General features: G+C 70.7%; 23 protein-coding genes. 10 read left to right on the forward strand and 13 right to left on the reverse strand.

What is annotated here, in order from left to right:
• Positions 1 to 525: 525 nt before the first annotated feature.
• Positions 526 to 1,305, reverse strand: a complete 780-nt coding sequence (locus tag ACWF79_RS25690; protein WP_453730498.1) for a GntR family transcriptional regulator — start codon at positions 1,303 to 1,305, stop codon at positions 526 to 528.
• Between the two features lie 57 nt (positions 1,306 to 1,362).
• On the opposite strand from ACWF79_RS25690, the gene ACWF79_RS25695 reads away from it, so the two are divergent.
• From ACWF79_RS25695 to ACWF79_RS25715, 5 genes are all read left to right on the forward strand, one after another.
• A complete protein-coding gene (locus ACWF79_RS25695) occupies positions 1,363 to 1,791 on the forward strand; it encodes an NUDIX hydrolase (RefSeq protein WP_453730499.1) in 429 nt (142 codons plus the stop codon).
• A gap of 129 nt (positions 1,792 to 1,920) precedes the next feature.
• Complete coding sequence (rlmN, locus tag ACWF79_RS25700) at positions 1,921 to 3,027, forward strand: 23S rRNA (adenine(2503)-C(2))-methyltransferase RlmN (RefSeq protein WP_362003367.1); 1,107 nt, start codon at positions 1,921 to 1,923, stop codon at positions 3,025 to 3,027.
• A gap of 224 nt (positions 3,028 to 3,251) precedes the next feature.
• Positions 3,252 to 4,319, forward strand: a complete 1,068-nt coding sequence (locus ACWF79_RS25705) for a thiamine ABC transporter substrate-binding protein (RefSeq protein ID WP_453730551.1) — start codon at positions 3,252 to 3,254, stop codon at positions 4,317 to 4,319.
• 71 nt (positions 4,320 to 4,390) lie between these two features.
• On the forward strand, positions 4,391 to 6,007 hold the full coding sequence (locus ACWF79_RS25710) for an ABC transporter permease (protein ID WP_453730552.1): 1,617 nt from the start codon (positions 4,391 to 4,393) through the stop codon (positions 6,005 to 6,007).
• A complete protein-coding gene (locus tag ACWF79_RS25715) occupies positions 6,007 to 7,029 on the forward strand; it encodes an ABC transporter ATP-binding protein (RefSeq protein ID WP_453730500.1) in 1,023 nt (340 codons plus the stop codon). Before ACWF79_RS25710 ends, ACWF79_RS25715 begins: the two co-directional genes overlap by 1 nt.
• Here ACWF79_RS25715 and ACWF79_RS25720 read toward each other — a convergent pair.
• The 5 genes from ACWF79_RS25720 to ACWF79_RS25740 all read right to left on the reverse strand — a co-directional run bounded on the left by ACWF79_RS25720 (position 7,026) and on the right by ACWF79_RS25740 (position 12,113).
• Positions 7,026 to 7,979: a hypothetical protein gene (locus ACWF79_RS25720; protein WP_453730501.1), complete on the reverse strand. Its 954-nt coding sequence runs from the start codon at positions 7,977 to 7,979 to the stop codon at positions 7,026 to 7,028. The genes ACWF79_RS25715 and ACWF79_RS25720 overlap by 4 nt on opposite strands.
• Positions 7,980 to 8,148: 169 nt before the next feature.
• Entirely contained in the window at positions 8,149 to 9,294 is a 1,146-nt protein-coding gene (locus ACWF79_RS25725) for a hypothetical protein (RefSeq protein WP_453730502.1), read from the reverse strand.
• A complete protein-coding gene (locus ACWF79_RS25730; protein WP_453730503.1) occupies positions 9,276 to 10,004 on the reverse strand; it encodes an ABC transporter ATP-binding protein in 729 nt (242 codons plus the stop codon). Before ACWF79_RS25730 ends, ACWF79_RS25725 begins: the two co-directional genes overlap by 19 nt.
• 238 nt (positions 10,005 to 10,242) lie before the next feature.
• Positions 10,243 to 11,622 carry an aspartate aminotransferase family protein gene (locus ACWF79_RS25735; RefSeq protein WP_453730504.1) on the reverse strand — a complete coding sequence of 460 codons (1,380 nt, stop codon included), beginning with the start codon at positions 11,620 to 11,622 and terminating at the stop codon, positions 10,243 to 10,245.
• On the reverse strand, positions 11,607 to 12,113 hold the full coding sequence (locus tag ACWF79_RS25740) for an Lrp/AsnC family transcriptional regulator (RefSeq protein ID WP_362415668.1): 507 nt from the start codon (positions 12,111 to 12,113) through the stop codon (positions 11,607 to 11,609). Before ACWF79_RS25740 ends, ACWF79_RS25735 begins: the two co-directional genes overlap by 16 nt.
• A 191-nt stretch (positions 12,114 to 12,304) precedes the next feature.
• On the opposite strand from ACWF79_RS25740, the gene ACWF79_RS25745 reads away from it, so the two are divergent.
• The 3 genes from ACWF79_RS25745 to ACWF79_RS25755 all read left to right on the forward strand — a co-directional run bounded on the left by ACWF79_RS25745 (position 12,305) and on the right by ACWF79_RS25755 (position 15,656).
• Positions 12,305 to 13,741, forward strand: a complete 1,437-nt coding sequence (locus ACWF79_RS25745; RefSeq protein ID WP_453730505.1) for a gamma-aminobutyraldehyde dehydrogenase — start codon at positions 12,305 to 12,307, stop codon at positions 13,739 to 13,741.
• Positions 13,742 to 13,878: 137 nt separating this feature from the next.
• Positions 13,879 to 15,042 carry an ABC transporter substrate-binding protein gene (locus ACWF79_RS25750; RefSeq protein WP_453730506.1) on the forward strand — a complete coding sequence of 388 codons (1,164 nt, stop codon included), beginning with the start codon at positions 13,879 to 13,881 and terminating at the stop codon, positions 15,040 to 15,042.
• Positions 15,043 to 15,104: 62 nt separating this feature from the next.
• Positions 15,105 to 15,656 (forward strand): hypothetical protein, encoded by a 552-nt coding sequence (locus ACWF79_RS25755; RefSeq protein WP_453730507.1) that lies wholly within the window; start codon positions 15,105 to 15,107, stop codon positions 15,654 to 15,656.
• On the opposite strand, the gene ACWF79_RS25760 is transcribed toward ACWF79_RS25755, so the two are convergent.
• The 6 genes from ACWF79_RS25760 to ACWF79_RS25785 all read right to left on the reverse strand — a co-directional run bounded on the left by ACWF79_RS25760 (position 15,635) and on the right by ACWF79_RS25785 (position 21,275).
• On the reverse strand, positions 15,635 to 16,801 hold the full coding sequence (locus tag ACWF79_RS25760) for a serine hydrolase domain-containing protein (RefSeq protein WP_453730508.1): 1,167 nt from the start codon (positions 16,799 to 16,801) through the stop codon (positions 15,635 to 15,637). The genes ACWF79_RS25755 and ACWF79_RS25760 overlap by 22 nt on opposite strands.
• Before the next feature lie 102 nt (positions 16,802 to 16,903).
• Positions 16,904 to 17,578, reverse strand: a complete 675-nt coding sequence (locus ACWF79_RS25765; RefSeq protein ID WP_453730509.1) for a response regulator — start codon at positions 17,576 to 17,578, stop codon at positions 16,904 to 16,906.
• Positions 17,575 to 18,672 carry a sensor histidine kinase gene (locus ACWF79_RS25770; protein WP_453730510.1) on the reverse strand — a complete coding sequence of 366 codons (1,098 nt, stop codon included), beginning with the start codon at positions 18,670 to 18,672 and terminating at the stop codon, positions 17,575 to 17,577. Before ACWF79_RS25770 ends, ACWF79_RS25765 begins: the two co-directional genes overlap by 4 nt.
• A gap of 83 nt (positions 18,673 to 18,755) precedes the next feature.
• Entirely contained in the window at positions 18,756 to 19,541 is a 786-nt protein-coding gene (locus ACWF79_RS25775; RefSeq protein WP_453730511.1) for an SAM-dependent methyltransferase, read from the reverse strand.
• The gene (locus tag ACWF79_RS25780; RefSeq protein WP_453730512.1) at positions 19,538 to 20,230 is read right to left on the reverse strand and encodes a glycerophosphodiester phosphodiesterase; all 693 of its coding nucleotides are present in this window, start codon (positions 20,228 to 20,230) and stop codon (positions 19,538 to 19,540) included. Before ACWF79_RS25780 ends, ACWF79_RS25775 begins: the two co-directional genes overlap by 4 nt.
• Positions 20,231 to 20,246: 16 nt before the next feature.
• Complete coding sequence (locus tag ACWF79_RS25785; protein ID WP_453730513.1) at positions 20,247 to 21,275, reverse strand: adenosine deaminase; 1,029 nt, start codon at positions 21,273 to 21,275, stop codon at positions 20,247 to 20,249.
• 75 nt (positions 21,276 to 21,350) lie between these two features.
• Between ACWF79_RS25785 and ACWF79_RS25790 the strand changes: the two genes are divergently transcribed.
• Positions 21,351 to 21,992 carry a DUF4190 domain-containing protein gene (locus tag ACWF79_RS25790; protein ID WP_453730514.1) on the forward strand — a complete coding sequence of 214 codons (642 nt, stop codon included), beginning with the start codon at positions 21,351 to 21,353 and terminating at the stop codon, positions 21,990 to 21,992.
• A 156-nt stretch (positions 21,993 to 22,148) separates the two neighbouring features.
• Here ACWF79_RS25790 and ACWF79_RS25795 read toward each other — a convergent pair whose 3' ends face one another.
• The gene (locus tag ACWF79_RS25795; RefSeq protein WP_453730515.1) at positions 22,149 to 22,709 is read right to left on the reverse strand and encodes an NADAR family protein; all 561 of its coding nucleotides are present in this window, start codon (positions 22,707 to 22,709) and stop codon (positions 22,149 to 22,151) included.
• A gap of 175 nt (positions 22,710 to 22,884) precedes the next feature.
• Between ACWF79_RS25795 and ACWF79_RS25800 the strand changes: the two genes are divergently transcribed.
• Positions 22,885 to 24,399, forward strand: a complete 1,515-nt coding sequence (locus ACWF79_RS25800; protein WP_453730516.1) for a gamma-aminobutyraldehyde dehydrogenase — start codon at positions 22,885 to 22,887, stop codon at positions 24,397 to 24,399.
• The last annotated feature ends 17 nt before the right edge of the window (positions 24,400 to 24,416 follow it).

The raw sequence follows: 24,416 nt of genomic DNA on the forward strand, positions 1-24,416 counted from the left end.
TGGGTGTGTTCCTCTCATCCAGGAACGGCCCGAACCGAGGCCCCGGAGTTGCACCTCCGGGGCCTCTCGCCGTTGGAACCATCCGGCTCCCCTCAACCCCGCCCGTACGACCACTGGCCGGACGGGCGGAGGAGGCAACCGGCCGCAGCCGCGAGGACTGCGGAGTTGGTTGGCGCGTGGGCTCGCGATCTTCGCCCTTGTCTCACCGCACGTACGAATCACTTGTCCGCCCCGCAAGGGCGGCCTGGGAGAAGGTGCTTGCTGCTCGTGCGGCAGGGCCTGCGGCTTGTCGCAGATGCCTGTCGTTTCTGTGTGCTCTGTTCAGTTCTCAAGCCAGCAGGCGCGTCCATCGAGCCAGCCCGCCTAAGCGGAGCCCTCCGGGCGTCACTAGGCGCCACCAAAGGCGGCTCCTGCACTCCTGTACTCATGTGCAGGAGTGACGTGTATGAGAGTGCCCAACTCCTATACATGAGTCAACCCGCCGCGCGAGATTCGCGGGCGGGTTGGCCTGGGGAACAGTGTTATTCAGTCACCGGCAGGGATGCGGTACTCCAGAACGAACTGGTCAGCGGCCATGAAGGTGTCGCAGACCTCTACTACTCGGCCATCCGAAGATTCCGCGTTCCGGGTCAGATGGATGATGGGGGATCCGGGGCTGAGGCTGAGCGCCGCCACTTCTTGCTTGGTGGCGAGCCGGACGCGCACCGTCTCCGAGAACTCGGCGAGCGTGTGCCCGTTCTCCTCCAGGCGGGCGTAGATCCCCCCGCCTCCAGGGTTCTCTTCGAAGAGCTGTGGGATGTCCTTGGCGACGTCCCAGGGCAGGTACGAGGTGGCTTCTTCGGTGGGGATGCCGTCGCTGAAGTAGAGACGGCGGCGGGCGAGGACCTTGGAGCCCGCTGCTACCGAGAGTCGCTCCGCGATTTCTGCGGGCGCGTCGATGGGGCCGACGTAGAGGACGCTCACACTCGGCTTGCTCCCGGCCTGCTCGGCCTCGGCCAGGTACGCGGCCTTCCCGGCCGTGCGATGCGAACGCCTGAAGCGGTCGGACGACTTCCTGCGGACCGGTGGCCGGCGCTTCACGTAGGAGCCCTTGCCGTGCAGGGTGTCGATCAGGCCCGTGGTCCGGAGTTCGGCCATGGCCTTTCGTACGGTGCCCTGCGAAGCGGAATACCTCGTCATGAGCTCCGACTCGCTCGGCACCTGTTCACCGGGTTGCAGTACAGCCTGCTGGATCTGCTGGACGAGATCGTCTGCGATCTGGAGATACCGAGGCTTTCCGGAGTCCCGTGAGGGGGTGGATGCCATGTCCTTCTGTTCCTCCTAAGCTCCTGTACATAAGCAACGCTACTGGAGGGCGGGTCAATGCCGCTTCACTCGGTGTCAGTGGCTGGCGTGGTGGTGCGAGCCGACGGCCGCATCCTCGCGATCCGGCGCGCGGACAACGGCACGTGGGAACCCCCCGGCGGGGTCCTCGAACTGAATGAGCGGCCTGAGGAGGGCGCGGCGCGGGAAGTGCTCGAAGAGACGGGCATGCGCGTGGAAGTCGAGCGGCTGACCGGCGTGTACAAGAACATGACGCGCGGGATCGTGGCCCTCGTGTTCCGGTGTCGCCCCACTGGTGGTGAGGAGAGCCCCTCCGAGGAGTCGACTGCTGTCGAGTGGCTGACTCCGGATGAAGTTGAGGAGCGGATGGGAGAGGTGTACGCCGTGCGGATTCTCGATGCACTGGACGCTACTGCGGCTCCTCATGTGAGGGTGCACGATGGCAGGCGCCTTCTGGAGTCTGCGTAGACGCACCGCCCCGGGCCGTCTCGGGGCCGTCTGGGGGCCGCCAAGCGTCACCAACGGCCACCATCAGTCACCGCTCGACAGCTCGACGGACCAGGGCCACTGGCTTCCGTCTGCGACACTGGTAGGACCATGCCCAAGCCCGGAGAACTCACTTTCGTCGCCCCGCGCGGAGCCAAGAAGCCGCCGCGGCACCTTGCCGACCTCACGCCCGCCGAGCGCAAGGAGGCCGTCGCCGCGATCGGCGAGAAGCCGTTCCGCGCCAAGCAGCTGTCCACGCACTACTTCGCGCGGTACGCCCATGACCCCGCCGAGTGGACCGACATCCCCGCCGGCTCCCGCGAGAAGCTGCAGGGCGAGCTGCTGCCCGACCTGATGTCGGTGGTCCGGCACATCTCGTGCGACGACGACACCACCCGTAAGACCCTGTGGAAGCTGCACGACGGCACGCTCGTCGAGTCCGTGCTGATGCGGTACCCGGACCGGGTCACCATGTGCATCTCCTCGCAGGCCGGCTGCGGGATGAACTGCCCGTTCTGTGCCACGGGGCAGGCCGGGCTCGACCGGAACCTGTCGACCGCCGAGATCGTGCACCAGATCGTCGACGGGATGCGCGCCCTGCGTGACGGCGAGGTGCCCGGCGGACCGGCGCGGCTCAGCAACATCGTCTTCATGGGCATGGGTGAGCCGCTCGCGAACTACAAGCGGGTCGTCGGTGCCATCCGCCGCCTCACCGACCCCGAGCCGGACGGCCTCGGGCTCTCGCAGCGCGGGATCACCGTCTCCACCGTCGGCCTCGTGCCCGCGATGCTGCGCTTCGCCGACGAGGGCTTCAAGTGCCGGCTCGCCGTCTCGCTGCACGCGCCCGACGACGAGCTGCGCGACACCCTCGTGCCCGTCAACACGCGCTGGAAGGTCCGCGAGGTCCTCGACGCCGCGTGGGAGTACGCCGAGAAGTCCGGCCGCCGGATCTCCATCGAGTACGCCCTGATCCGCGACATCAACGACCAGGCGTGGCGGGGCGACCTGCTCGGGCGACTGCTCAAGGGGAAGCGGGTGCACGTGAACCTGATCCCGCTGAACCCGACGCCCGGCTCGAAGTGGACCGCGTCCCGGCCCGAGGACGAGAAGGCCTTCGTCGAGGCCATCGCCGCCCACGGCGTTCCGGTGACCGTCCGTGACACCCGCGGTCAGGAGATCGACGGCGCCTGTGGACAGCTGGCGGCCTCGGAGCGCTGACCTTGTAGTCTGTGCTCGAACACATCTCCATATTCCGACAGGGGAGCGCCACAGCGCTGAGAGTGCGGTCACCGGACCGCAGACCCTCTGAACCTCGCCCAGGTCATTCTGGGTAGGAAGTTCGGTCGTAACTCGAGCTGTTGCGCCCTGCCCGCGTTCCGTAGGGCAGGGCCGCGTCTCTTCCTGGTCACACCCAGGAGGAAATTTCAGTGAGCACCAAGAAGATGGCCGCTGCGGCGATCGCGGCGGCGCTGGGCGTCACGACGCTCGCCGCCTGCGGCGGGTCCGAGGACAAGCCCGGCGAGGCACGCACGGACAAGACCGTGACCCTCGTCAGCCACGACTCCTTCAACGCCTCCAAGGAAGTCCTGGCGGAGTTCACGCAGAAGACCGGCTTCACGGTCAAGGTGCTGAAGAGCGGCGACGCCGGTGTCGCCGTCAACAAGGAGATCCTGACCAAGGGCTCCCCGCAGGGCGACGTCTTCTTCGGCGTCGACAACACCCTGCTCTCCCGCGCGCTCGACAACGGGATCTTCGTCCCCTACGAGGCGAAGGGGCTGGACGCCGTGGCGTCCGAGGCGAAGCTCGACAAGGAGCACCGGGTCACCCCCATCGACACCGGCGACATCTGCGTCAACTACGACAAGAAGTACTTCGCCGACAAGAAGCTCGCGCCCCCGCAGACCTTCGACGACCTGGCCAAGCCGGAGTACAAGAACCTGCTCGTGGTCGAGAACCCCGAGAAGTCCTCCCCGGGCCTCGGCTTCCTCCTCGGCACCGCCGCGCAGTACGGCGACGACGGGTGGCAGGACTACTGGAAGAAGCTCAAGGCCAACGGCGTGAAGACCGTCGACAGCTGGGAGCTCGCCTACAACCAGGAGTTCTCCGGCTCCGCCGGCGGCAAGCAGGCCAAGGGCGACCGTCCGCTGGTCGTCAGCTACGCCTCCAGCCCGCCGGTCGAGGTCCTCTACGCCGAGCCCCAGCCGAAGGACGCCCCCACCGGGGTCTCCACGGGCACCTGCTTCCGGCAGATCGAGTTCGCCGGCCTGCTGAACGGGGCGAAGAACCCCGAGGGCGGCAAGGCGCTGATCGACTTCCTGATCTCCAAGAAGTTCCAGGAGGACATGCCGCTGCAGATGTTCGTCAACCCGGTGACCAAGGGCGCCCAGCTCCCCGAGCTGTTCGTCAAGCACGGCGTGGTGATCGACAAGCCGCAGACCATGGCGCCCGAGAAGATCGCCGAGAAGCGTGACCAGTGGATCCAGTCGTGGTCCTCGACCGTCCTGAAGTAGTTCCGGAACGGCCCGACCGCGGCGCCGTCGCGGTCGCCGACCGCCGGGGAAGCGCGGCGCGGCTCGGCCTGATGGTCGTGCCCGTCGCCTTCTTCGCGCTCTTCTTCGCCTGGCCCGTCGCCTCGATCGTCGAGCGCGGGCTGCGCGTCGACGGGGCGTGGGAGTTCGGCCGGTTCGGCGAGACGCTGGGCCGGCCGGAGATCCTCGACGTCCTCTGGTTCACCCTGTGGCAGGCGCTCGCCTCCACCGCGCTGACGCTGCTCGTCGCGCTGCCCGGCGCGTACGTCTTCGCGCGCTTCGACTTCCCCGGCAAGGGGCTGCTGCGCGCCGTCGTCACGGTGCCCTTCGTGATGCCGACCGTCATGGTCGGCTCCGCCTTCCTCGCGCTCGTCGGGCGCGGCGGGCTCCTGGACGAGCTCTGGGACATCCGTCTGGACACCACCGTCTGGGCGATCCTCCTCGCCCACGTCTTCTTCAACTACGCCGTCGTCGTCCGCACCGTCGGCGGTCTGTGGGCGCAGCTCGACCCCCGCCAGGAGGAAGCCGCCCGCGTCCTCGGCGCCTCCCGGTTCAGGGCCTGGCGGACGGTGACGCTGCCGGCGCTCGCCCCCGCCGTCGCCGCGGCCGCGCTGATGGTCTTCCTCTTCACCGCCGGTTCCTTCGCCGTCGTCCAGATCCTCGGCGGACCGGCGTACTCCACGCTGGAGACGGAGATCTACCGGCAGACGGTCGACCGCTTCGACCTGACGACGGCCGCCGTCCTCACCATCGTCCAGTTCGTCGCCGTCGGCACCGTCCTCGCCGTGCACGCCCGGACGGTACGACGGCGGGAGACGGCCCTGAAGCTCGTCCCGCCCGAGCAGACCGCGCGGCGGCCCCGGGGGGTGGGGCAGTGGGCGCTCTTCGGGGGAGTCCTCGTCTCGATCGTGCTGCTGCTCGTGCTGCCGCTCGCCGTGCTCGTCGAGCGGTCCTTCGCCACCTCCGACGGGTACGGGCTCGACTACTACCGGGCCCTCCAGTCCGTCGACCCCTCCGGCACCTTCCTCGTCCCGATGGTCGACACCATCGGCAACTCCCTGCGGTACGCCGTCGTCGCCACCGCGCTCGCCCTGCTCATCGGCGGACTCGCCGCGGCCGCCCTCACCAGGAGGGCCGGGCGGCTCGTGCGCGGGTTCGACGCGCTGCTGATGCTGCCGCTCGGGGTGTCGGCGGTGACGGTCGGCTTCGGCTTCCTGATCACCCTGGACGAGCCGCCGCTCGACCTGCGGGCCAGCTGGATCCTCGTCCCCCTCGCGCAGGCGCTGGTCGGCGTGCCCTTCGTCGTCCGCACCATGCTGCCCGTCCTGCGGGCGGTCGACGAGCGGCTGCGCGAGGCGGCGGCCGTGCTCGGCGCCTCGCCGCTGCGGGCCTGGCGCGAGGTCGACCTGCCGCTGGTACGGAGGGCGGTGCTCATCGCGGCCGGATTCGCCTTCGCCGTCTCCCTCGGCGAGTTCGGTGCGACGGTCTTCATCGCCCGGCCCGACAACCCGACCCTGCCGGTCGCCGTCGCCCGACTGCTCGGCCGGCCCGGCGAGCTCAACTACGGCCAGGCCATGGCCCTTTCGACGATTCTGATGGTGGTGTGCGCGGTGTCCCTGCTGCTCCTCGAACGGCTCCGCACCGACCGGACCACCTCGGGGGAGTTCTGATGCTGCACATCGAGGACGCGACCGTACGGTTCGGGGAACGGGCCGTGCTCGACTCCGTGGACCTGGAGGTGGCCGACCACGAGATCGTCTGCGTGCTCGGCCCGAGCGGCAGCGGCAAGTCCACCATGCTGCGGGCCGTGGCCGGACTCCAGGCGCTCGACGGCGGACGGGTCCGGCTCGACGGGACGGACCAGGCCGGGGTGCCGGTGCACCGGCGCGAGGTCGGCCTGATGTTCCAGGACCACCAACTCTTCCCGCAGCGGGACGTGCGCGGCAACGTCGCCTTCGGGCTGCGGATGAACGGTGTGACCAAGGCCGAACGGGACGGGCGCGTCCGGGAGTTGCTGGAGCTCGTCGGGCTGCCGGGGGCCGGGCGGCGGGCCGTCGCCTCGCTCTCCGGTGGCGAGCAGCAGCGGGTGGCGCTCGCCCGTGCCCTCGCGCCCCGCCCCCGGCTGCTGATGCTGGACGAGCCGCTCGGGCAGCTCGACCGCAGGCTGCGGGAGCGGCTCGTGGTCGAACTGCGCGCGCTCTTCCGGCAGTTGGGCACGACCGTGCTCGCCGTCACCCACGACCAGGGCGAGGCCTTCGCGCTCGCCGACCGCGTCGTCGTGATGCGGGACGGACGGATCGCCCAGTCCGGGACGCCGTTGGAGGTCTGGCAGCGCCCGGCCTGCGCGTTCGTGGCCCGCTTCCTCGGCTTCGACAACGTGGTGGCGGGGACCGTGAGCGGCACGGCCGCCGACACCGCGTGGGGCAGGATCCCGGTGCCCGCCGGCTCCCCCCAGGGTGCGCGCGAGGTCCTCGTACGCCCCGGTGGCGTACGGCTCGTGGCCCCGGCGGACGGCCTGACCTGCACGGTCGACGCCCGCACATTCCGCGGCACGCACGTCACCGTCCTCCTCCACCCGGCCGAGGGCCCGCCCCTGGAGGCGGAGTGCGCCCTCGGCGACGCCCCGGAGGAGGGCGCGAAGGTCGGGGTGGCCTTCGCGGCGGACGAGGTCGTGGTCCTCGCGGGGAACTAGCGGAGGGCGGGTGAGGCGGCTTCGGCCTCCCGGGTGGTTTCCGCGTCGACGTCCCGTGCGGCTTCCCCCTCCGGTGGGGCCGAGTGGGCCTCGGGCGCGCCGAACCAGGCCACCGCGACCGCGCCCATGACCGCGAGGACGAAGCCGAGGACGGCCAGCCACGCCAAGCCCGGGCGGGAGGCGTCGCCCAGCCACCACACCCCGATCATCCCGGGGAGCACGGTCTCGCCGACCACGAGCGCCGCCGTCGCCCCGTTCACCGAGCCGATCTGCAGCGCGACCGTGTGCAGGTACATGCCGCCGATCCCGGCGACGAGGATCGCGTACAGCGCGGGGTCGGTGAGGAGCGTCCCGAGGTCGAAGGGGTCGATGCCGTTCAGGATCCGTACGCCCACGCCGAGCGCGCCGAAACCGAGCCCCGAGAGCAGACCGGCCAGGATCGCGGCCCGCGCGCCCAGAAGCCGTACGACCACCGTGCCGCCGACCATCAGGAGCAGGGAGATCGCGAGCAGCCACCAGTGGGTGGTGAGCGGAGTGTGCCCGCTGCCCTCCGGGCCCGCCGCGCTCGCCAGCAGCACCAGGGCGGAGCAGACCACGCCGATCGAGGTCCACTCCGCGCGACTCAGCCGGATCCCGAGCAGCCTGACGCTCAGCACCGCGGTGATGACCAGATTCGCGCTGATCACGGTCTGGGACAGGAACAGCGGCAGCAGCCGCGCGGCGAGCGCGCCGAGGCCGAAGCCGATGAAGTCGAGAGTCGTGCCGACGACGAATTCCCAGGTCATCGCGGCCTTCGCGGTCGACGACAGACTCGGCCCGCCGTGGCCCGTGACCTGTCCGGCCGCGGCCGCCTCGCGCCGGGCGGACTTGCGCGAGCCGACGGCCTGGAGGACGGAGCCCGTGCCGTAGCAGATCGAGGCGGCGACGGCGGTCAGCAGTCCTATGAGCACCGGGAGGCTCCGTTCCGGAAGGATGGGGGGACGGACTGCCAGACGTGTGATCGGGCGTCGAAGTTGCCTCCCGGGGCAACGGATCGTGTTCGACCAGCCCTGGAGGCCCAGGCCCGCAGAGCCTCGGGGGCCCCGTCGACGGAGTCGACCAGGGCGATGCGTGCCGCCCTCAGCCGTTCAACGGGACCGCTGCCAGGGTTCCCACCAGCCACGTCAGGGGGAGGAAGACCGCCAGCAGGGCGCCGGCGCGCATCAGGGACGCTGTGCGCAGGACCGTGGGCGGGGCGCCGATGCGGACCAGCGCTTCCGTCGTGTGGGCGCGGCACTGTTTGGACTCCAGGGCCGCCGTCAGCAGCGTCGCCGTCGTGCAGGCGATCACCAGGGCCGCGCCCAGACCGGTCAGCGGGCCGAAGTCGCCCGTCCGGGAGTCGTACAGCGTGATCACCGCGACCGCGCCCGAGGCGACCGCCGCCACCACGCCCAGCGGGCGCCCGATGCGGCGGGACTCGTCCATCAGGACGCGGCCGGCCAGGAGCCGGGTCGCGCCCGGGCGGACCGCCTGGAGGAGGCGGCCGCACCAGTGGGTGAGGCCGGGGCCTGCCATCGCGAGGCCGATCGCGGTGAGGATCCAGCCCGCGAGGACCCCCGCAGGACTGGTGTCGAAGCGGCCCGGGAGCGGCAGCCCGCCGTCCGTGCCGCCCTGGCCCGCGTACGTCTCGACCGCCAGGCCGACCGCGAGCAACGCCACGCCCCAGGGGAGCCCCGAGGGGGGTGACTTCTCCACGCCCTCAGGCGGCGCCTGCGTCTTCCGCGGGCGCAGGGCAAGGGCGGCCGCCGTGGAGGCGGCCACAGGGAGTACCGCCAGGAGGGTGAGCGCGGCCGCGAGCGGGATAGGCCGGCCCGCCGCGAGCAGTTCGGCCGCCGCTCCGTCGAACGGCATGCCGGTGATGTCGCCGCGCAGGTGCAGGTAGAACAGCAGCGCGACCATCGAGCCGAGGGTGCAGGAGACGGCCGTCGAGGCCGCGGCGATGGCCGTGAGCCGTGCCGGGCCGAGGCCGATGGCCGAGAGCCCGGGGCGCGGCCGGGTGCTGGGATCCGTCCGGGCCACCGCCACCGCGAACTGCACCGTGGCGGCCAGCGGGATCAGGCACCACAGCAGCCGCGCGGTCGCGGCGGCCGACTGTTCCGGGTGGCCCACGGCGTACCCCAGCGTGCACAGCAGCAGAAAGCCGACCCCCGCGGCCGCCGCGGCGACCAGGAGGCGCCGCAGCAGGACGAGGGGGTGGGCCCCGCGGACTAGACGGAGAGCGAGCACGCGGCGACGCCCTCCGCCCCTGTGGTCGGCGCCGCGGCGCCCACCCGGCGCCCGTCGAGCAGGGCCACCGAGCTGTCGGCGAAGGCGGCCACCTCCGTGTCGTGGGTGGCCAGGAGCACGGTGATCCGGTGCGAGCGTGCGGCGGCCGTGAGCGTACGCATGACCTGCGCGCCGTCGGCGCGGTGCAGGGAGGCGGTCGGTTCGTCGGCGAAGAGCACGGACGGGGTGGTGACCAGGGCCCGGGCGATGGCGATCCGCTGCCGCTGCGACTGGTTCAGCGCGTGGGGGCGCTTGCGGGAGCACGCCCCGATGTCGAGGCGCTCCAGCCACTCCACGGCGGAGGCCTTCGCGGCCCGGTGCGAGACCCCGCGCAGCAGGAGCGGCAGGGCCGTGTTCTCCCAGGCGGTCAGCTCCGGTACGAGGCCGGGCTCGGGGTCGATCCAGCTGAACCGGTCACGGCGCAGCCGTTCGCGCTGTGCCGGGCTCATGGTGTGCACGGGGTTGCTGTTGAACCAGACCTCGCCCTGCTGGGCGAGCGTCTGGCCCGACAGGCAGCGCATCAGCGTGGTCTTGCCGCTGCCGCGCGGGCCGACCAGGGCGAGGATCTCGCCCTCGCGCACCCCCATGGAGACGCCGGTGAGGACGTCCGAGCCCTCCAGGGTGCAGTGCAGGGAACGCGCCCAGAGCACGTCGTTGTCCGGTGGGGCCATCGCGTACACCTCGATGTCGGATCCGATTCTTGCGTTCCCCCGTCCGAGGGAACGAAGGGACGGGCCTGTCGGTCACTGGGCGCCGTAAGGATTCAGATCGCACCGTAAGGATTCAGATCCGCTTGTACGGACAGCACACGGCCCGGGCGGCCGCCATCCACTCGGATGGCCGCACACCCGGGCCGGGGTCACGCCGTGAGGGCGGCGTGAGGTCCTGTGCCTGGAAGGGCAGGGACGGTCAGAGCTTGGTCCACGCCTCGGTGAGCACCGAGCGCAGGATGCCTTCGATCTCGTCGAAGGTGCCCTGGTCGGCGATCAGCGGCGGGGCCAGCTGGATGACCGGGTCGCCACGGTCGTCGGCACGGCAGTACAGGCCGTTGTCGAAGAGCGCCTTGGAGAGGAAGCCGTAGAGCACGCGCTCGGTCTCCTCGTCCGTGAAGGACTCCTTGGTGACCTTGTCCTTGACGAGCTCGATGCCGTAGAAGAAGCCGTTGCCGCGGACGTCGCCGACGATCGGCAGGTCGTGCAGCTTCTTCAGGGTGTTGAAGAAGTTGCCCTCCTGGTCCAGCACGTGCTGGTTCAGGCCTTCCTTGTCGAAGATGTCGAGGTTGGCGATGGCGACCGCCGACGACACCGGGTGGCCACCGAAGGTGTAGCCGTGCAGGAAGGTGTTGTCACCCTTGTAGAACGGCTCGGCGATGCGGTCCGAGACGATGCAGGCACCGATCGGGGAGTAGCCCGAGGTCATGCCCTTGGCGCAGGTGATCATGTCCGGCACGTAGCCGAACTTGTCACAGGCGAACATCGTGCCGAGGCGGCCGAAGGCGCAGATCGTCTCGTCGGAGACGAGCAGCACGTCGTACTGGTCGCAGATCTCACGGACCCGCTGGAAGTACCCGGGCGGCGGCGGGAAGCAGCCACCGGCGTTCTGCACCGGCTCCAGGAAGACGGCCGCGACGGTCTCGGGGCCCTCGAAGAGGATCTGCTGCTCGATCTGGTCGGCGGCCCAGCGGCCGAAGGCCTCGGGGTCGTCGCCGTGGATCGGGGCGCGGTAGATGTTGGTGTTCGGCACCTTGTGCGCGCCGGGGACCAGCGGCTCGAAGGGGGCCTTCAGGGCCGGCAGGCCGGTGATGGACAGGGCGCCCTGCGGGGTGCCGTGGTAGGCGACCGCACGCGAGATGACCTTGTACTTGGTGTGCTTGCCCTGCAGCTTGAAGTACTGCTTGGCGAGCTTCCACGCGGTCTCGACGGCCTCGCCGCCACCGGTGGTGAAGAACACCTTGTTCAGGTCGCCCGGGGCGTAGTCGGCCAGGCGCTCGGCGAGCTCGACGGCCTTGGGGTGCGCGTACGACCACACGGGGAAGAACGCGAGCTCCTGGGCCTGCTTGTACGCGACCTCGGCCAGCTCCTTGCGGCCGTGCCCCGCGTTGACCACGAAGAGACCCGCGAGACCGTCGAGGTAGCGCTTGCCCTTGTCGTCGAAGATGTAGGTGCCCTCACCACGCACGATGGTGGGGACGGGTGAGTTCTCGTACGACGACATGCGGGTGAAGTGCATCCACAGGTGGTCGTACGCGGTCTTGGACAGGTCCTGGGTCACGATTATCGAGTTCCCCACATATAGGTCTGCTTCTTGAGCTTGAGGTAGACGAAGCTCTCGGTGGAGCGCACGCCGGGGAGGGTGCGGATGCGCTTGTTGATCACATCCAGCAGGTGGTCGTCATCCTCACAGACGACCTCCACCATCAGGTCGAACGAGCCCGCGGTCATCACCACGTACTCACATTCCGACATGGCAGTCAGGGCGTCCGCCACCGGATCGAGGTCACCCTCGACGTTGATCCCGACCATCGCCTGTCGCCGGAGGCCCACGGTGAGCGGGTCCGTGACGGCGACGATCTGCATGACGCCCTGGTCGAGCAGCTTCTGGACGCGCTGCCGTACGGCTGCCTCGGACAGGCCCACGGCCTTGCCGATGGCGGCATACGGACGGCGGCCGTCCTCCTGGAGCTGTTCGATGATCGCCAGGGAGACGGCATCGATCGTCGGGGACGAACCGGAACCGGTTCTGGAGTTCGTGCTTTGACTGGCCACACACTCACTGTGCACCGAGACTCGTCTGTCTCGCAACCCCAGAGTGATGAAATTCGTTGTTTCAGGTCCCAGATCTCACTGAATCCGAAGTTGGCGGATGCTGGACCTGTCGAAAGCGTCAGGGAAGCGATTAGGCTGGGGTGTCTCAGCAAACGGGACGCCGCACGACGACGTGCGACCAAGAACGTGACAGGAGGGGTGGCAAAGTGACCACCGAGCTGCGCCGGCTGCGTAACTACATCAACGGGGAGTTCCGGGACGCCGCCGACGGACGGACCATCGATGTGGTCAACCCGGCCACGGGCGAGGTCTTCGCCACGTCTCCGCTCTCCGGGCAGGCGGACGTCGACGCCGCCATGGAGGCGGCCGCGGCCGCCTTCCCGGCCTGGCGTGACACCACGCCGGCCGAGCGCCAGAAGGTCCTGCTGAAGATCGCGGACGCCTTCGAGGAGCGCGCCGAGGACCTGATCGCCGCCGAGGTCGAGAACACCGGCAAGCCGGTCGCCCTCACCGCGAGCGAAGAGATTCCGCCGATGGTGGACCAGATCCGCTTCTTCGCGGGTGCCGCCCGGCTGCTCGAGGGCCGCTCGGCCGGCGAGTACATGGAGGGCATGACCTCGATCGTCCGCCGCGAGCCCGTGGGCGTCTGTGCCCAGGTCGCGCCGTGGAACTACCCGATGATGATGGCCGTGTGGAAGTTCGCCCCGGCGCTCGCCGCGGGCAACACGGTCGTCCTCAAGCCCTCGGACACGACCCCCGCGTCGACCGTCCTGATGGCGGAGATCATCGGCTCCATCGTGCCCAAGGGCGTCTTCAACGTGATCTGCGGCGACCGCGAGACCGGCCGCGCCATGGTCGAGCACCCGACGCCGGCGATGGCCTCCATCACCGGTTCGGTCCGCGCGGGCATGCAGGTCGCCGAGTCGGCGGCCAAGGACGTCAAGCGCGTCCACCTGGAGCTGGGCGGCAAGGCCCCGGTCGTGGTCTTCGAGGACTCCGACATCGCCAAGGCCGTCGAGGACATCTCCGTGGCGGGCTTCTTCAACGCCGGCCAGGACTGCACCGCCGCGACCCGTGTCCTCGTGCACGAGTCCATCCACGACGAGTTCGTGACGCAGCTGGCCAAGGCCGCCGCCGACACGAAGACCGGCCAGCCGGACGACGAGGACGTGCTGTTCGGCCCGCTGAACAACGCCAACCAGCTGAAGCAGGTCTCCGGCTTCATCGACCGCCTCCCGGCCCACGCCAAGGTCGAGGCGGGTGGCCACCAGGTCGGCGACAAGGGCTACTTCTACGCCCCGACCGTCGTCTCCGGCCTCAAGCAGGACGACGAGATCATCCAGAACGAGGTCTTCGGCCCGGTCATCACGGTCCAGTCGTTCCGTGACGAGCAGCAGGCCCTGGAGTACGCCAACGGCGTCGAGTTCGCGCTCGCCTCCTCGGTCTGGACGAAGGACCACGGCCGCGCGATGCGCATGTCCAAGGCGCTCGACTTCGGCTGCGTGTGGATCAACACCCACATCCCGCTGGTGGCCGAGATGCCGCACGGCGGCTACAAGAAGTCCGGCTACGGCAAGGACCTCTCGGCGTACGGCTTCGAGGACTACACGCGCATCAAGCACGTGATGACGTCCCTGGGCTGATACCCCACGACCAGCGGCCCCGGCACCCATGATCGACAGGGTGTCGGGGCCGCGGTCGTTCCGTCGACGGACCGTCCATTGTCCCGTCGTGGCCCGCCCGCGATGCTGCTCGGATGAGAGCGACAGCGAGGAAGTCCATGTCCCGCCGGTCCGTGCTGCGCGGCATGGGGGGCGTCGGGGCCGCCGCCCTGCTCGCCGGGTGCGGAGTGCCGGCCGCCTATGTCGAGCCGGGGCGGCGGGCCGGCCGGGACCTCTCGGCGCGTGACCGTACGCTCGACTTCGCCAACTGGCCGCTCTACATCGACACCGATGACGCCGACACCTCGAAGCGGCCCACGCTGGACGCCTTCTCCGCACGCTCCGGGATATCGGTCCGGTACACGGAGGAGATCAACGACAACGACGAGTTCTTCGGCAAGATCAGCCCGGCGCTGATGAACCACCAGGAGACCGGCCGGGACCTCGTCGTCATGAGCGACTGGATGGCCGCCCGGTTCGTCCGGCTCGGCTGGGTGCAGCAGATGAACCGGGCCGCGCAGCCGAACATCGCCCGGTACCTGGACCCCCAACTGCGCTCGCCCGCCTTCGACGAGGGCCGGCTGCACACCGTCCCCTGGCAGTCCGGGATCACGGGCATCGCGTACAACCGCAAGAAGCTCGGCCGGGAGATCCGGTCCGTCAAGGACCTGTGGGGCGACGACCTGCGCGGGAAGGTCACCCTGCTCTCCGGGCTCGACGAGTCCTTCGCGCTGCTCATGCAGGGCAACGGGGTCGACGTGACGCGGTGGACGGGCGACGACTTCCACGCGGTGTGCGAGCAGGTCGAGGGGCTCGTGCGGGACCGGCACATCCGCCGCTTCACCGGCAACGACTACATCAAGGACCTGTCGACCGGCGACGTGCTGGCCTGCCAGGCGTACTCGGGTGACGTCATCCAGCTCCAGGCCGACAACCCGGACATCGAGTTCGTCGTCCCCGAGGAGGGCGCCGAGCTGTGGGCCGAGTCGCTGATGATCCCCAACCTCGCGCAGCACAAGACCAACGCCGAGAAGCTGATCGACTACTACTACGAGCCCGAGGTCGCCGCCGAGCTGGCCGCCTGGGTCAACTACGTCTGCCCGGTGCCGGCCGCCCGTGACGTCCTCGCCGACTCCGACGACGAGGAGCTGGCCGCCCTCGCCGAGGACCCGCTGATCTTCCCCGACGACGCGATGCGGGGACGGCTCGCGATCGCCCGGGACATCACCTCGGAGGAGCGGACGGAGTTCGCGAAGAGGTGGAACTCGATCGTCGGACTCTGAGGTGCGGGAGCGCTCGTCGACCCTGTTTTTGAACGCGTTCATGAAGGGCGTAGGGTGCTGTCATGAACTCGGCGACCGGGCCGCAGGCCCTTCTTCGGCGTATCCGCGCATGGCTGGTCCTCTTCATCGTCTGCCTGGTGCTGAGCGGGCTGACCGCCTTCCCGCTCGTCACCGAAATCCGCTTCGTCGAGGACGCCTTGACCTCGTGGGCCTCGCCGGTCGCGGACCTCCTCCCCGGCCTCGCGGAGTGGATCGCCCGGGTCGGCGACGGCCTCGACGTGGCCGACGCCCAGTACCCGTTCCTGCTGTACGGCACCGACTGGCTCGCCTTCGCGCACCTCGTCATCGCCGTCGCCTTCTACGGGCCGTACCGCGACCCCGTCCGCAACATCTGGGTGATCGAGTTCGGGATGATCGCCTGCGTCGGCATCATCCCCCTCGCCCTGATCTGCGGCCCGATCCGGGACATCCCCTTCTGGTGGTCGGTCATCGACATGTCCTTCGGGGTCTTCGGCATCGTCCCGCTGCTCCTCGTACGGCGGATGATCAAGCGCCTGGAAGCGGTGCAGCGGGACGGGACGGCGCCGGTGCCTCAGGCCGTCGGCGCCCCGTAGGCCGCCACCATCAGGGCCAGGGCGACGCGGTTCATGTCCTGGCCCTTCGCGTCCGCGGAGTTGACGCTGTATACGAGCGTGCGCGAGCCGTTCCGGGTCGAGGCGATCGCCGCGTTGTAGCCCCAGCGGCCGCCCGTCTTCCCCCACACCTCCCGTCCGCCGAGCTCCTTCATCGAGAGCCCCACGGAGTACGCGCCCGGGTCGCCGGTCTTGAAGTCCGGCACCTTCGGCAGCGTGAACATCTCCTCCAGGAGCGGCCCGCGCACCACCCGCCCCTGGAACAGCGCCTGAGTGAAGCGCTCCAGATCGGCCGTCGTCGAGATGATGTCGCCCGCCGCCCAGCCGTCCGTGACACCCCACACCGTCACGTCGCGCAGCCCGCTCGTGCCGTCCGCGAGCCGCATCGACTGGTAGCCGTGGTTGTGCGGGCCCTTGATCCGAGGGTCGGACCCGGGAAGGTAGGTGCCGCGCAGCCCGAGCGGACGCAGGACGCGCGCCTCGACCTGGTGCTCGTACGAGTCACCCGTGACGCGCTCGATCAGCAGACCGGCGATCGTGTAGCCGATGTTGAGGTAGTGCTGCCGCGTGCCGGGGGTGAACTCCGGCTCCTTCGCCGTCGCCGAGCGGACCATCGCGCGCGGGTCGTGGACCTCGAAGCGGTTCGCGTACCACTCCTCGACCGTCGAACCGGGGAAGTCCGCCGCCGGAATCCCGTGCGTGTGGTTCAGCAACTGACGCACCGTCACCGTCCCGTGGCGGGCCGGGATCAGCTCGGGCAGGTACGAACGGGCCGGGCGGTCCAGGTCGAGCCGGCCCTCGCCCGCCAGCTGGAGGGCGACCGCCGCCGTGAAGACCTTGGTCACCGAACCCGCGCGGAAGCGGCCGTTCGGATCCGCCGGGCGCATCGACTTCAGGTCGTGCACGCCCGCGCTGCCCCGCCAGGTGCCTTCGCCGCCCCCGACCCGAACCAGCGCGGCCGTCGTGTCCTTCGAGCGGAGGTCGGCGATCGCCGCCTCGAACGCCGCGTCGGACGTGTGGACGGCGGTGGCCGCCGGGGCCGCGGCGGTCGCGGGCAGGACCGCCGGGCCGGCCGCGACACCCAGGACGAGGGCCGAGGCGATCAGTGCGCGGGTGCGTGTGTTCATGGTCAACTCCGTGGTGTGAGCCGTCGTTCTGCTACGACACACATCCTCTTGACCTGCGACGATCGGCGGATCGCCGGTGCGGGGGATCTTCCGCCGCCCCGCTCATCCCCCGAGCGGGGGAGACCCCGCCGTGACCAGCCCGCTCTCGTACGCGCAGATGACCGCCTGGATCCGGTCCCGCAGCCCCAGCTTCGCCAGCACGTTCCCCACGTGCGTCTTCACCGTGTGGTCGCTGACGACCAGCTCCGCCGCGATCTCCGCGTTCGACATGCCCCGCGCGAGCAGCAGCAGCGTCTCCCGCTCGCGGGCCGTCAGCGCGTCCAGTCGCGGATCCTGCCGGGGCGGCTCGCGGCGCGACGGGCGGGTGTACTCCTCGACGAGGCGTCGCGCCACGGACGGCGCCAGCAGCGAGTCGCCCCGCGCCACCACCCGTACCGCGTGCACCAGATCGTCCCGGCGCACGTCCTTCAGGAGGAAACCGCTCGCTCCCGCGTGCAGCGCCTCGTAGACGTACGCGTCGGAGTCGAAGGTCGTCAGCATCACGCTCCGGCACGCGCTCTCCGCGCTGATCGCCCGGCACGCCTCGATGCCGTCCATCCTCGGCATCCGGATGTCGAGCAGCGCCACCTCGGGGGAGTGGCGGCGCACCGCCTCCACCGCCTCCGCCCCGTCACCGGCCTCGGCGACCACCTCGATGTCCGGCTGGACGTCGAGGATCATCGAGAAACCGCTCCGGACCAGCTCCTGGTCGTCGGCCACCACCACCCGGATCGTCACCGCGCCACCTCCGCCGTGGAGGGTACGGGGAGTTCCACCCGTACCTCGAAGCCCCGGCCGCCCGGACCGGGGCCCGTCACCGCCGTCCCGCCGTGCGCGGCGGCCCGCTCGCGGATCCCGACGAGCCCGTGGCCCTCGCCGCCCTGCCGCCCGCCCTGCCGCGCTCCCCGCCCGTCGTCGCTCACCACGATCTCCAGCACACCGTCCTCGTACGCCAGCCGTACGGACGCCGTCCGCGCCGCCGCGTGCTTCACCACGTTCGTCAGCGCCTCCTGGACGATCCGGTGGACCGTCGCCCCGACGGCCGCAGGCAGGGCCCGCACCCCGCCCGCCGTCCGGTACGTGACGTCGAGGCCGCTCGCCCGCACCCGCTCCACCAGAGCCGGCAACCCGCCGAGGTCCGGCTGCGGCTCCCGGGGCGCGGCGCCCTCCGTACCGTCGCGGAGCACCCCCAGCATCCGGCGCAGCTGCTCCATCGCGTCCCGGCCCGTCGCCGAGATCGCGTCGAACGCGGCCTCGGCCCGCTCCGGAGCCGCCCGTACCGCCACCGGACCGGCCTTCGCCTGCACGACCATCAGGCTCACCGCATGGGAGAGGACGTCGTGCATCTCCCGTGCGATCCGGGCCCGTTCACGCGCAGCCGCCTGCTCCGCCTCGACGCGGTGCGCCCGCTGACGGGCGTCGGTCAGCCGGCCGAAGACGTACGCCGCCGCGAACACGAAGAGGGAGAAGGTCAGTTCGCGTACCGAGCGGGTGTTGAGCCACACCGAGACCGGCACCGCGACCACGATCAGAGTCCCGGTCGTGAGCCGCTGCCAGGGTGGTGCGAGCGCGGCGATCGTGTGGACGATGACGAGCCCGGTGTACGGCAGGGGCTGGCCGGGACCGTCGACCGCCAGCTCGTAGAGGGTGCTGGTCGCCAAGATCGCGAGGAGGACGGCCAGCGGTGCGCGGCGCCGCCAGACGAGAGGCAGCACGGTGAGCGTCGTCAGGCCGTACGCCGCCCAGGTCGCGGGCGGCAGCTCGGGGGAGCGCGGCACGACGAACGGCATCGTCATCGCCGCCTGCACGAGCAGGGCGATCCCGACGTCCACGGCGAGGGGATGCGACGCCCCGAACCGCCGCCCCCACTCACCCCATCCCCGTACAACCCCGCGCGAGGCCCCCCTTGTGCCCACTACGGCTTCCGGCCCACCGCGCCGAACTGCGCCACCTCGCCGGCCGGGGCGAACCGCCAGCTCGCGCACGACACGATCCCCGGCTCCAGCAGGTCGAGCCCCTCGAAGAAGGAGGTGAACTCCGCGCGCGTGCGGGCCGTGATCGGCGGGGTCGCGTTCTCGTTCCAGAACGCCATCGCCGCCACGTTCCCCTCGCCGCCGAGCTCCGGCTCCAGCGTCGGGTGGGTCAGCGCGAGGTACGAGCCGGAGGGCATCGCGTCCATCAGCGTGCCGACGACGTCCCTGGCCTCGTCGGTGTCGAGGACGAAGTTGAGGATGCCGAGCATCATCACCGCGACGGGCCGTGACAGGTCGAGCGTGCGGCCCGCCGCCTCCAGGATCCGCTTCGGGTCCCGCGCGTCCGCGTCGACGTACTCGGTCACCCCCTCCGGGGCGCTGGTCAGCAGCGCGCGGGCGTGGGTCAGCACGATCGGGTCGTTGTCGACGTAGACGATCCGGGACTCCGGGGCGACGCGCTGGGCGACCTCGTGGGTGTTGTCGGCGGTCGGCAGGCCCGTACCGATGTCCAGGAACTGGCGCACCCCGGCCTCCTGCGCCAGATGCGTCACCACCCGGCCGAGGAACGCCCGGTCCGCGCGGGCGACCTCACCGATGCTCGGGTAGAAACCGGTGACCTGGTCGCCGACCACCCGGTCCACCGGATAGTTGTCCTTGCCGCCCAGCCAGTAGTTCCACACGCGGGCGTTGTGCGCGACGTCGGTACGGATCCTGTCGATGCCGGTCACCTCGGAGTACCCCTTCGCAGTACGGCGGCGAGCGTGTCCACGCGGTTGGTGGTGATCGCGTCCACCCCGTGCGACAGGAGCTTACGCATGGTGCGCCGGGTGTCCGCCGTCCAGGTCGAGACGAGGTATCCGTCCCGGTGCACGCGCTCCACCAGCTCCCGACTCACCACGCCGAACCGGTAGTTGAGCCAGCGCGGCCGTACCGCGTCGAGGAGGACGGCCCGGGGCGGGGCGAGCGAGTTCCAGGTCAGCGCGATCTCGGCGGACGGGTCGGCGGCCCGCACCTGGAGCATGGCCACCCCGCCCGCGCAGTAGTAGACCCGCTCGGCGGCGCCGCACTCGCGGACGGTCCCGACGACCGTGCGGACCGAGGCCTCGTTCCCGCCGGGCAGATCGAGCATCAGCCGGTACGGCCCCGCCGCGATCAGCGCCTCGCGCAGGGTGGGGACGCCGCCGTGCGTCAGCTCCTTCACCTGCGCGAGGGGGAGCGCGGAGAGGGGCAGGTCGTGCCCCCAGAGCCGTTTGAGCGTGTCGTCGTGGAGAAGGACGGGGACGCCGTCCTTGGTGAGCCGTACGTCGACCTCGACGGCGTCCGCACCGCCCTCGATCGCCGAGACGATCGAGGGGATGGTGTTCTCCCGGACGCGGTACGGGTCGCCGCGGTGGCCTACGAGAGTGACGTGGTCCATGGGGCCATTGTCGCGGCTACCGCCCCGCCAGCCACTTCTCCGTGTAGGCGTCGATCTCGGCGGCGATGCGCGCCTTGCCGGCCACGTCGAGGAAGGACGCCTCGACCGCGTTCTTGGCCAGGGCCGCCAGGCCGCGCTCGTCGAGCTCGAGGAGCCGGGCGGCGACCGCGTACTCGGTGTTGAGGTCGGTGCCGAACATCGGCGGGTCGTCGCTGTTGATCGTCACCAGGACACCGGCCGCCACCATCTCCTTGAGGGGGTGCTCGTCCAGGTCGACGACCGCGCGGGTGGCGATGTTGGACGTCGGGCAGACCTCCAGGGCGATCCGGTGCTCCGCCAGGTACGCCAGCAGCTCCGGGTCCTGCACGGCGCTGGTGCCGTGGCCGATGCGCTCGGCGCGCAGGTCCTTCAGCGCGTCCCAGATCGTCTCCGGGCCGGTCGTCTCGCCCGCGTGCGGGACGGAGTGCAGGCCGGCCTCGACGGCCCGGTCGAAGTACGGCTTGAACTGAGGGCGCGGCACACCGATCTCCGGGCCGCCGAGCCCGAACGCCACCAGGCCCTCCGGGCGCAGGTCGACCGCGAGCCGGGCGGTCTCCTCGGCGGCCTCGAGACCGGCCTCGCCGGGGATGTCGAAGCACCAGCGCAGCACGACGCCGAGCTCGTTCTCGGCGGCCTTGCGGGCGTCCTCGATCGCGGCCATGAAGGCGTGCTCGTCGATGCCGCGGCGGGTCGAGCTGTAGGGGGTGATGGTCAGCTCGGCGTACCGGATGTTCTGGCGGGCCATGTCACGGGCGATCTCGAACGTCAGCAGCCGGACGTCCTCCGGGGTACGGACGAGGTCCACGACCGAGAGGTAGACCTCGATGAAGTGGGCGAAGTCGGTGAAGGTGAAGTACGCGGCGAGCGCCTCCGGGTCGGTGGGGACCTTGGAGTCCGGGTGCCGCGCGGCCAGCTCGGCGACGATCCTCGGGGAGGCGGAGCCGACGTGGTGGACGTGCAGCTCGGCCTTGGGGAGCCCCGCGATGAAGGAGTGCAGATCGGTCATCGGATCATCGTAGGCCGGGCGGGACCGGTGACGGGGCGAGGTCGTAGCATGGCGGGATCACGATGGGGGAGGCCCATGTCTGAGAACAGCGACCAGCCGCGGGGCGGGTACGACCCGGCGGACCCGTGGGCTCCGCCGAACCGCGACGGGGTGGAACTGAGCAAGCCGACGACGCCCGCACCGCAGGATCGTCCGCCGGTCCACGACCAGCCGACGATGACCGCGATGCCGACGGGCGAGGTACCGCCGCCGCCGGTCGCTCCCGGTGGCCCGGCGACCGGATCGTACGGCTACCCGACCCCGCCGCCGGTCACGACACCCACGCCCCCGGCGTACGGCTACCCCGGCTACCCGGGGTACGGGACGGGCGCGGGCGTCGGCTACGGCCAGCCCGGCTGGCAGCAGCCCCCGTCGAACGGCATGGGCACGGCGGCGATGGTGCTCGGCATCATCGCGGTGGCCGGTTTCTGCATGTACGGGCTCGGTGTCGTCCTGGGCGTCCTGGCGCTGATCTTCGGCATCATCGGCCGCAAGAAGGTCACCCGGGGCGAGGCGAACAACGGCGGGATGGCGACGGCGGGCATCGTGCTCGGCGCGATCGGCACGCTCGTCAGCGCGGTCTTCCTGGCCTTCATCATCTGGGCGATCGTGCAGGACGAGGAGTTCCAGAACGACGACGACCCGTTCGCCACGAGCCTGGTGGTCGAGCGCGGCTAGGGCCTCTCGTTTGGATCATGCCGGGCTCGGCCGGGTGGGGGCGCGCCCGGCCTTCGGCCGTGCCGGTGTTCCCACCCGCACCGTCCGTACAGCTGGTGACCAGAGGTGCGGGCCTTCCCGGGCCCGGAACAGCGCCCCGTCGGCGTCCGCGGGCCGTCAGGTCCCTCCCTCAACCGCGCGCAACCTCTCCCGCGCCTCCATCAGGGCGAAGCCCAGGAGGTTCAGGCCGCGCCAGCGGGTCGGGTCCGTGGCGCGCGGGTCGTCGGCGGCGAGGCCGATGCCCCAGACGCGGTCCAGCGGGCTCGCCTCCACCAGGACGCGTCCCTGGGTGCCGAGCAGGAACGCCCGGAGCGCCTCGTCCGAGGCGAACTTGTGGACGCTGCCCTCGACGACGATCCCGAAGCGCTCCCGCTCCCACACCGTCTCGTCGAAGCCCCGGACCAGCCGCCCCGCCTTCTTGGCCTCCGCGGGCGACCGGGACGACAGCGCGGCGCGCTCCGCCTCCGGGTCGTCGAAGAGCCGGGCCTTGGCCGCCATCATCCAGTGCTCCGCCGTCGCGTAGCGCACGCCGTCGACCTCGAACGGTGACGGCCACCACTGGCTCAGGCAGCTCGCCGAAAGCCGGCCGTCCGGGCTCGGACGGTGCCCCCAGAAGGGCAGGAACCTGACCCTCTCACCCCGTCTGACCTGCTGCGTCAATGCCTCGATCTCCCCCATGCATGCCAGTCTGGCAGGAGCGACGGACAATCCGTATGGAGATTTCCCAGGGTCCTCGACACATGGTCGACCGATTCCGTCGCGTAACCAAAAGGCAACAACGGAATCACTTGTTGGACCGATATCCCTCTGTCAGGATCGGCACTCAATTCGAGCTGGAACAACGGAGAGCGTCATGGGCAACCGCTTCCAGGTGACGGACCGCTTCGCGGCCGGCGCACAGTACATCGGCGGGCGACTGCGGCCCGGAACCTCAGGGGACGAGCACAGCGTCGTCGATCCGGCCACGGGCGAGAGCGTCCTCACCTACACCCTCGCGTCCACCACCGACGTCGACGACGCCGTCGCCGCCGCCACCGAGGCCTTCCCCGGCTGGGCGGGCGCGACGCCGGGCGAGCGCGCCGACGCCCTGCACCGCTTCGCGGGCGTCCTCGCCGAGCGGGCCGAGGACTTCGCCCGCGTCGAGTCCCTCCAGTGCGGCAAGCCCATCAAGCTGTCCACCGAGTTCGACGTCCCCGGCACGGTCGACAACACGGCCTTCTTCGCCGGCGCCGCCCGCCACCTCCAGGGCCAGTCCGCCGGCGAGTACAGCGGCGACCACACCTCGTACGTCCGCCGCGAGCCGATCGGTGTCGTCGGCTCCATCGCGCCCTGGAACTACCCGCTCCAGATGGCCGCCTGGAAGATCCTCCCGGCCATCGCCGCCGGCAACACGATCGTCCTGAAGCCCGCCGAACTGACCCCGCTCACCTCCCTCATGTTCGCCCAGGCCGCCACCGACGCCGGAATCCCCGACGGTGTCGTCAACATCGTGACCGGCGCCGGCCGTGTCGCGGGCGAGCACCTCGTCGGCCACCCCGGCGTCGCCATGACCTCCTTCACCGGCTCCACCCCCGTCGGCAAGCGGGTCGCCGAGATCGCCACCTCCACCGTGAAGCGGCTCCACCTCGAACTCGGCGGCAAGGCCCCCTTCGTCGTCTTCGACGACGCCGACCTGGAGGCCGCCGCCCACGGCGCCGTCGCCGCCTCCCTCATCAACAGCGGCCAGGACTGCACCGCCGCCACCCGCGCGTACGTCCAACGCCCGCTCTTCGACGCCTTCGTGGCCCGCGTCGCCGAACTCATGGAGACCGTCCGCCTCGGCGACCCGTTCGACCCCTCCACCGACCTCGGCCCGCTCATCAGCCACGCCCAGCGCGACCGCGTCGCCGGTTTCGTCGAGCGCGCCCGCGGCTACGCCACCGTCGTCACCGGCGGCGAGGCGCCCGGCGGGGAGCTGAAGGACGGCGCGTACTACCGTCCGACCCTCATCACCGGCGCCGCGCAGGACAGCGAGGTCGTGCAGTCGGAGATCTTCGGACCGGTCCTCGTGGCCCTGCCCTTCGACGGCGACGACGACGGGCTGCGCCTCGCCAACGACACCCCGTACGGCCTGGCCGCCTCCGCCTGGACCCGCGACGTGTTCCGCGCCGGCCGCGCCACCCGCGAGATCAAGGCGGGATGCGTCTGGGTCAACGACCACATTCCGATCATCAGCGAGATGCCGCACGGCGGCTACAAGGCCTCCGGGTTCGGAAAGGACATGTCGTCGTATTCCTTCGAGGAGTACACGCAGGTCAAGCATGTGATGTACGAAAACACCGCGGTCGCCGCGAAGGACTGGCACCGCACGATCTTCGGAGACCGGTAGTCCTCCCCAACCCCCGG

The organism is Streptomyces sp. NPDC054975, from assembly GCF_053609105.1.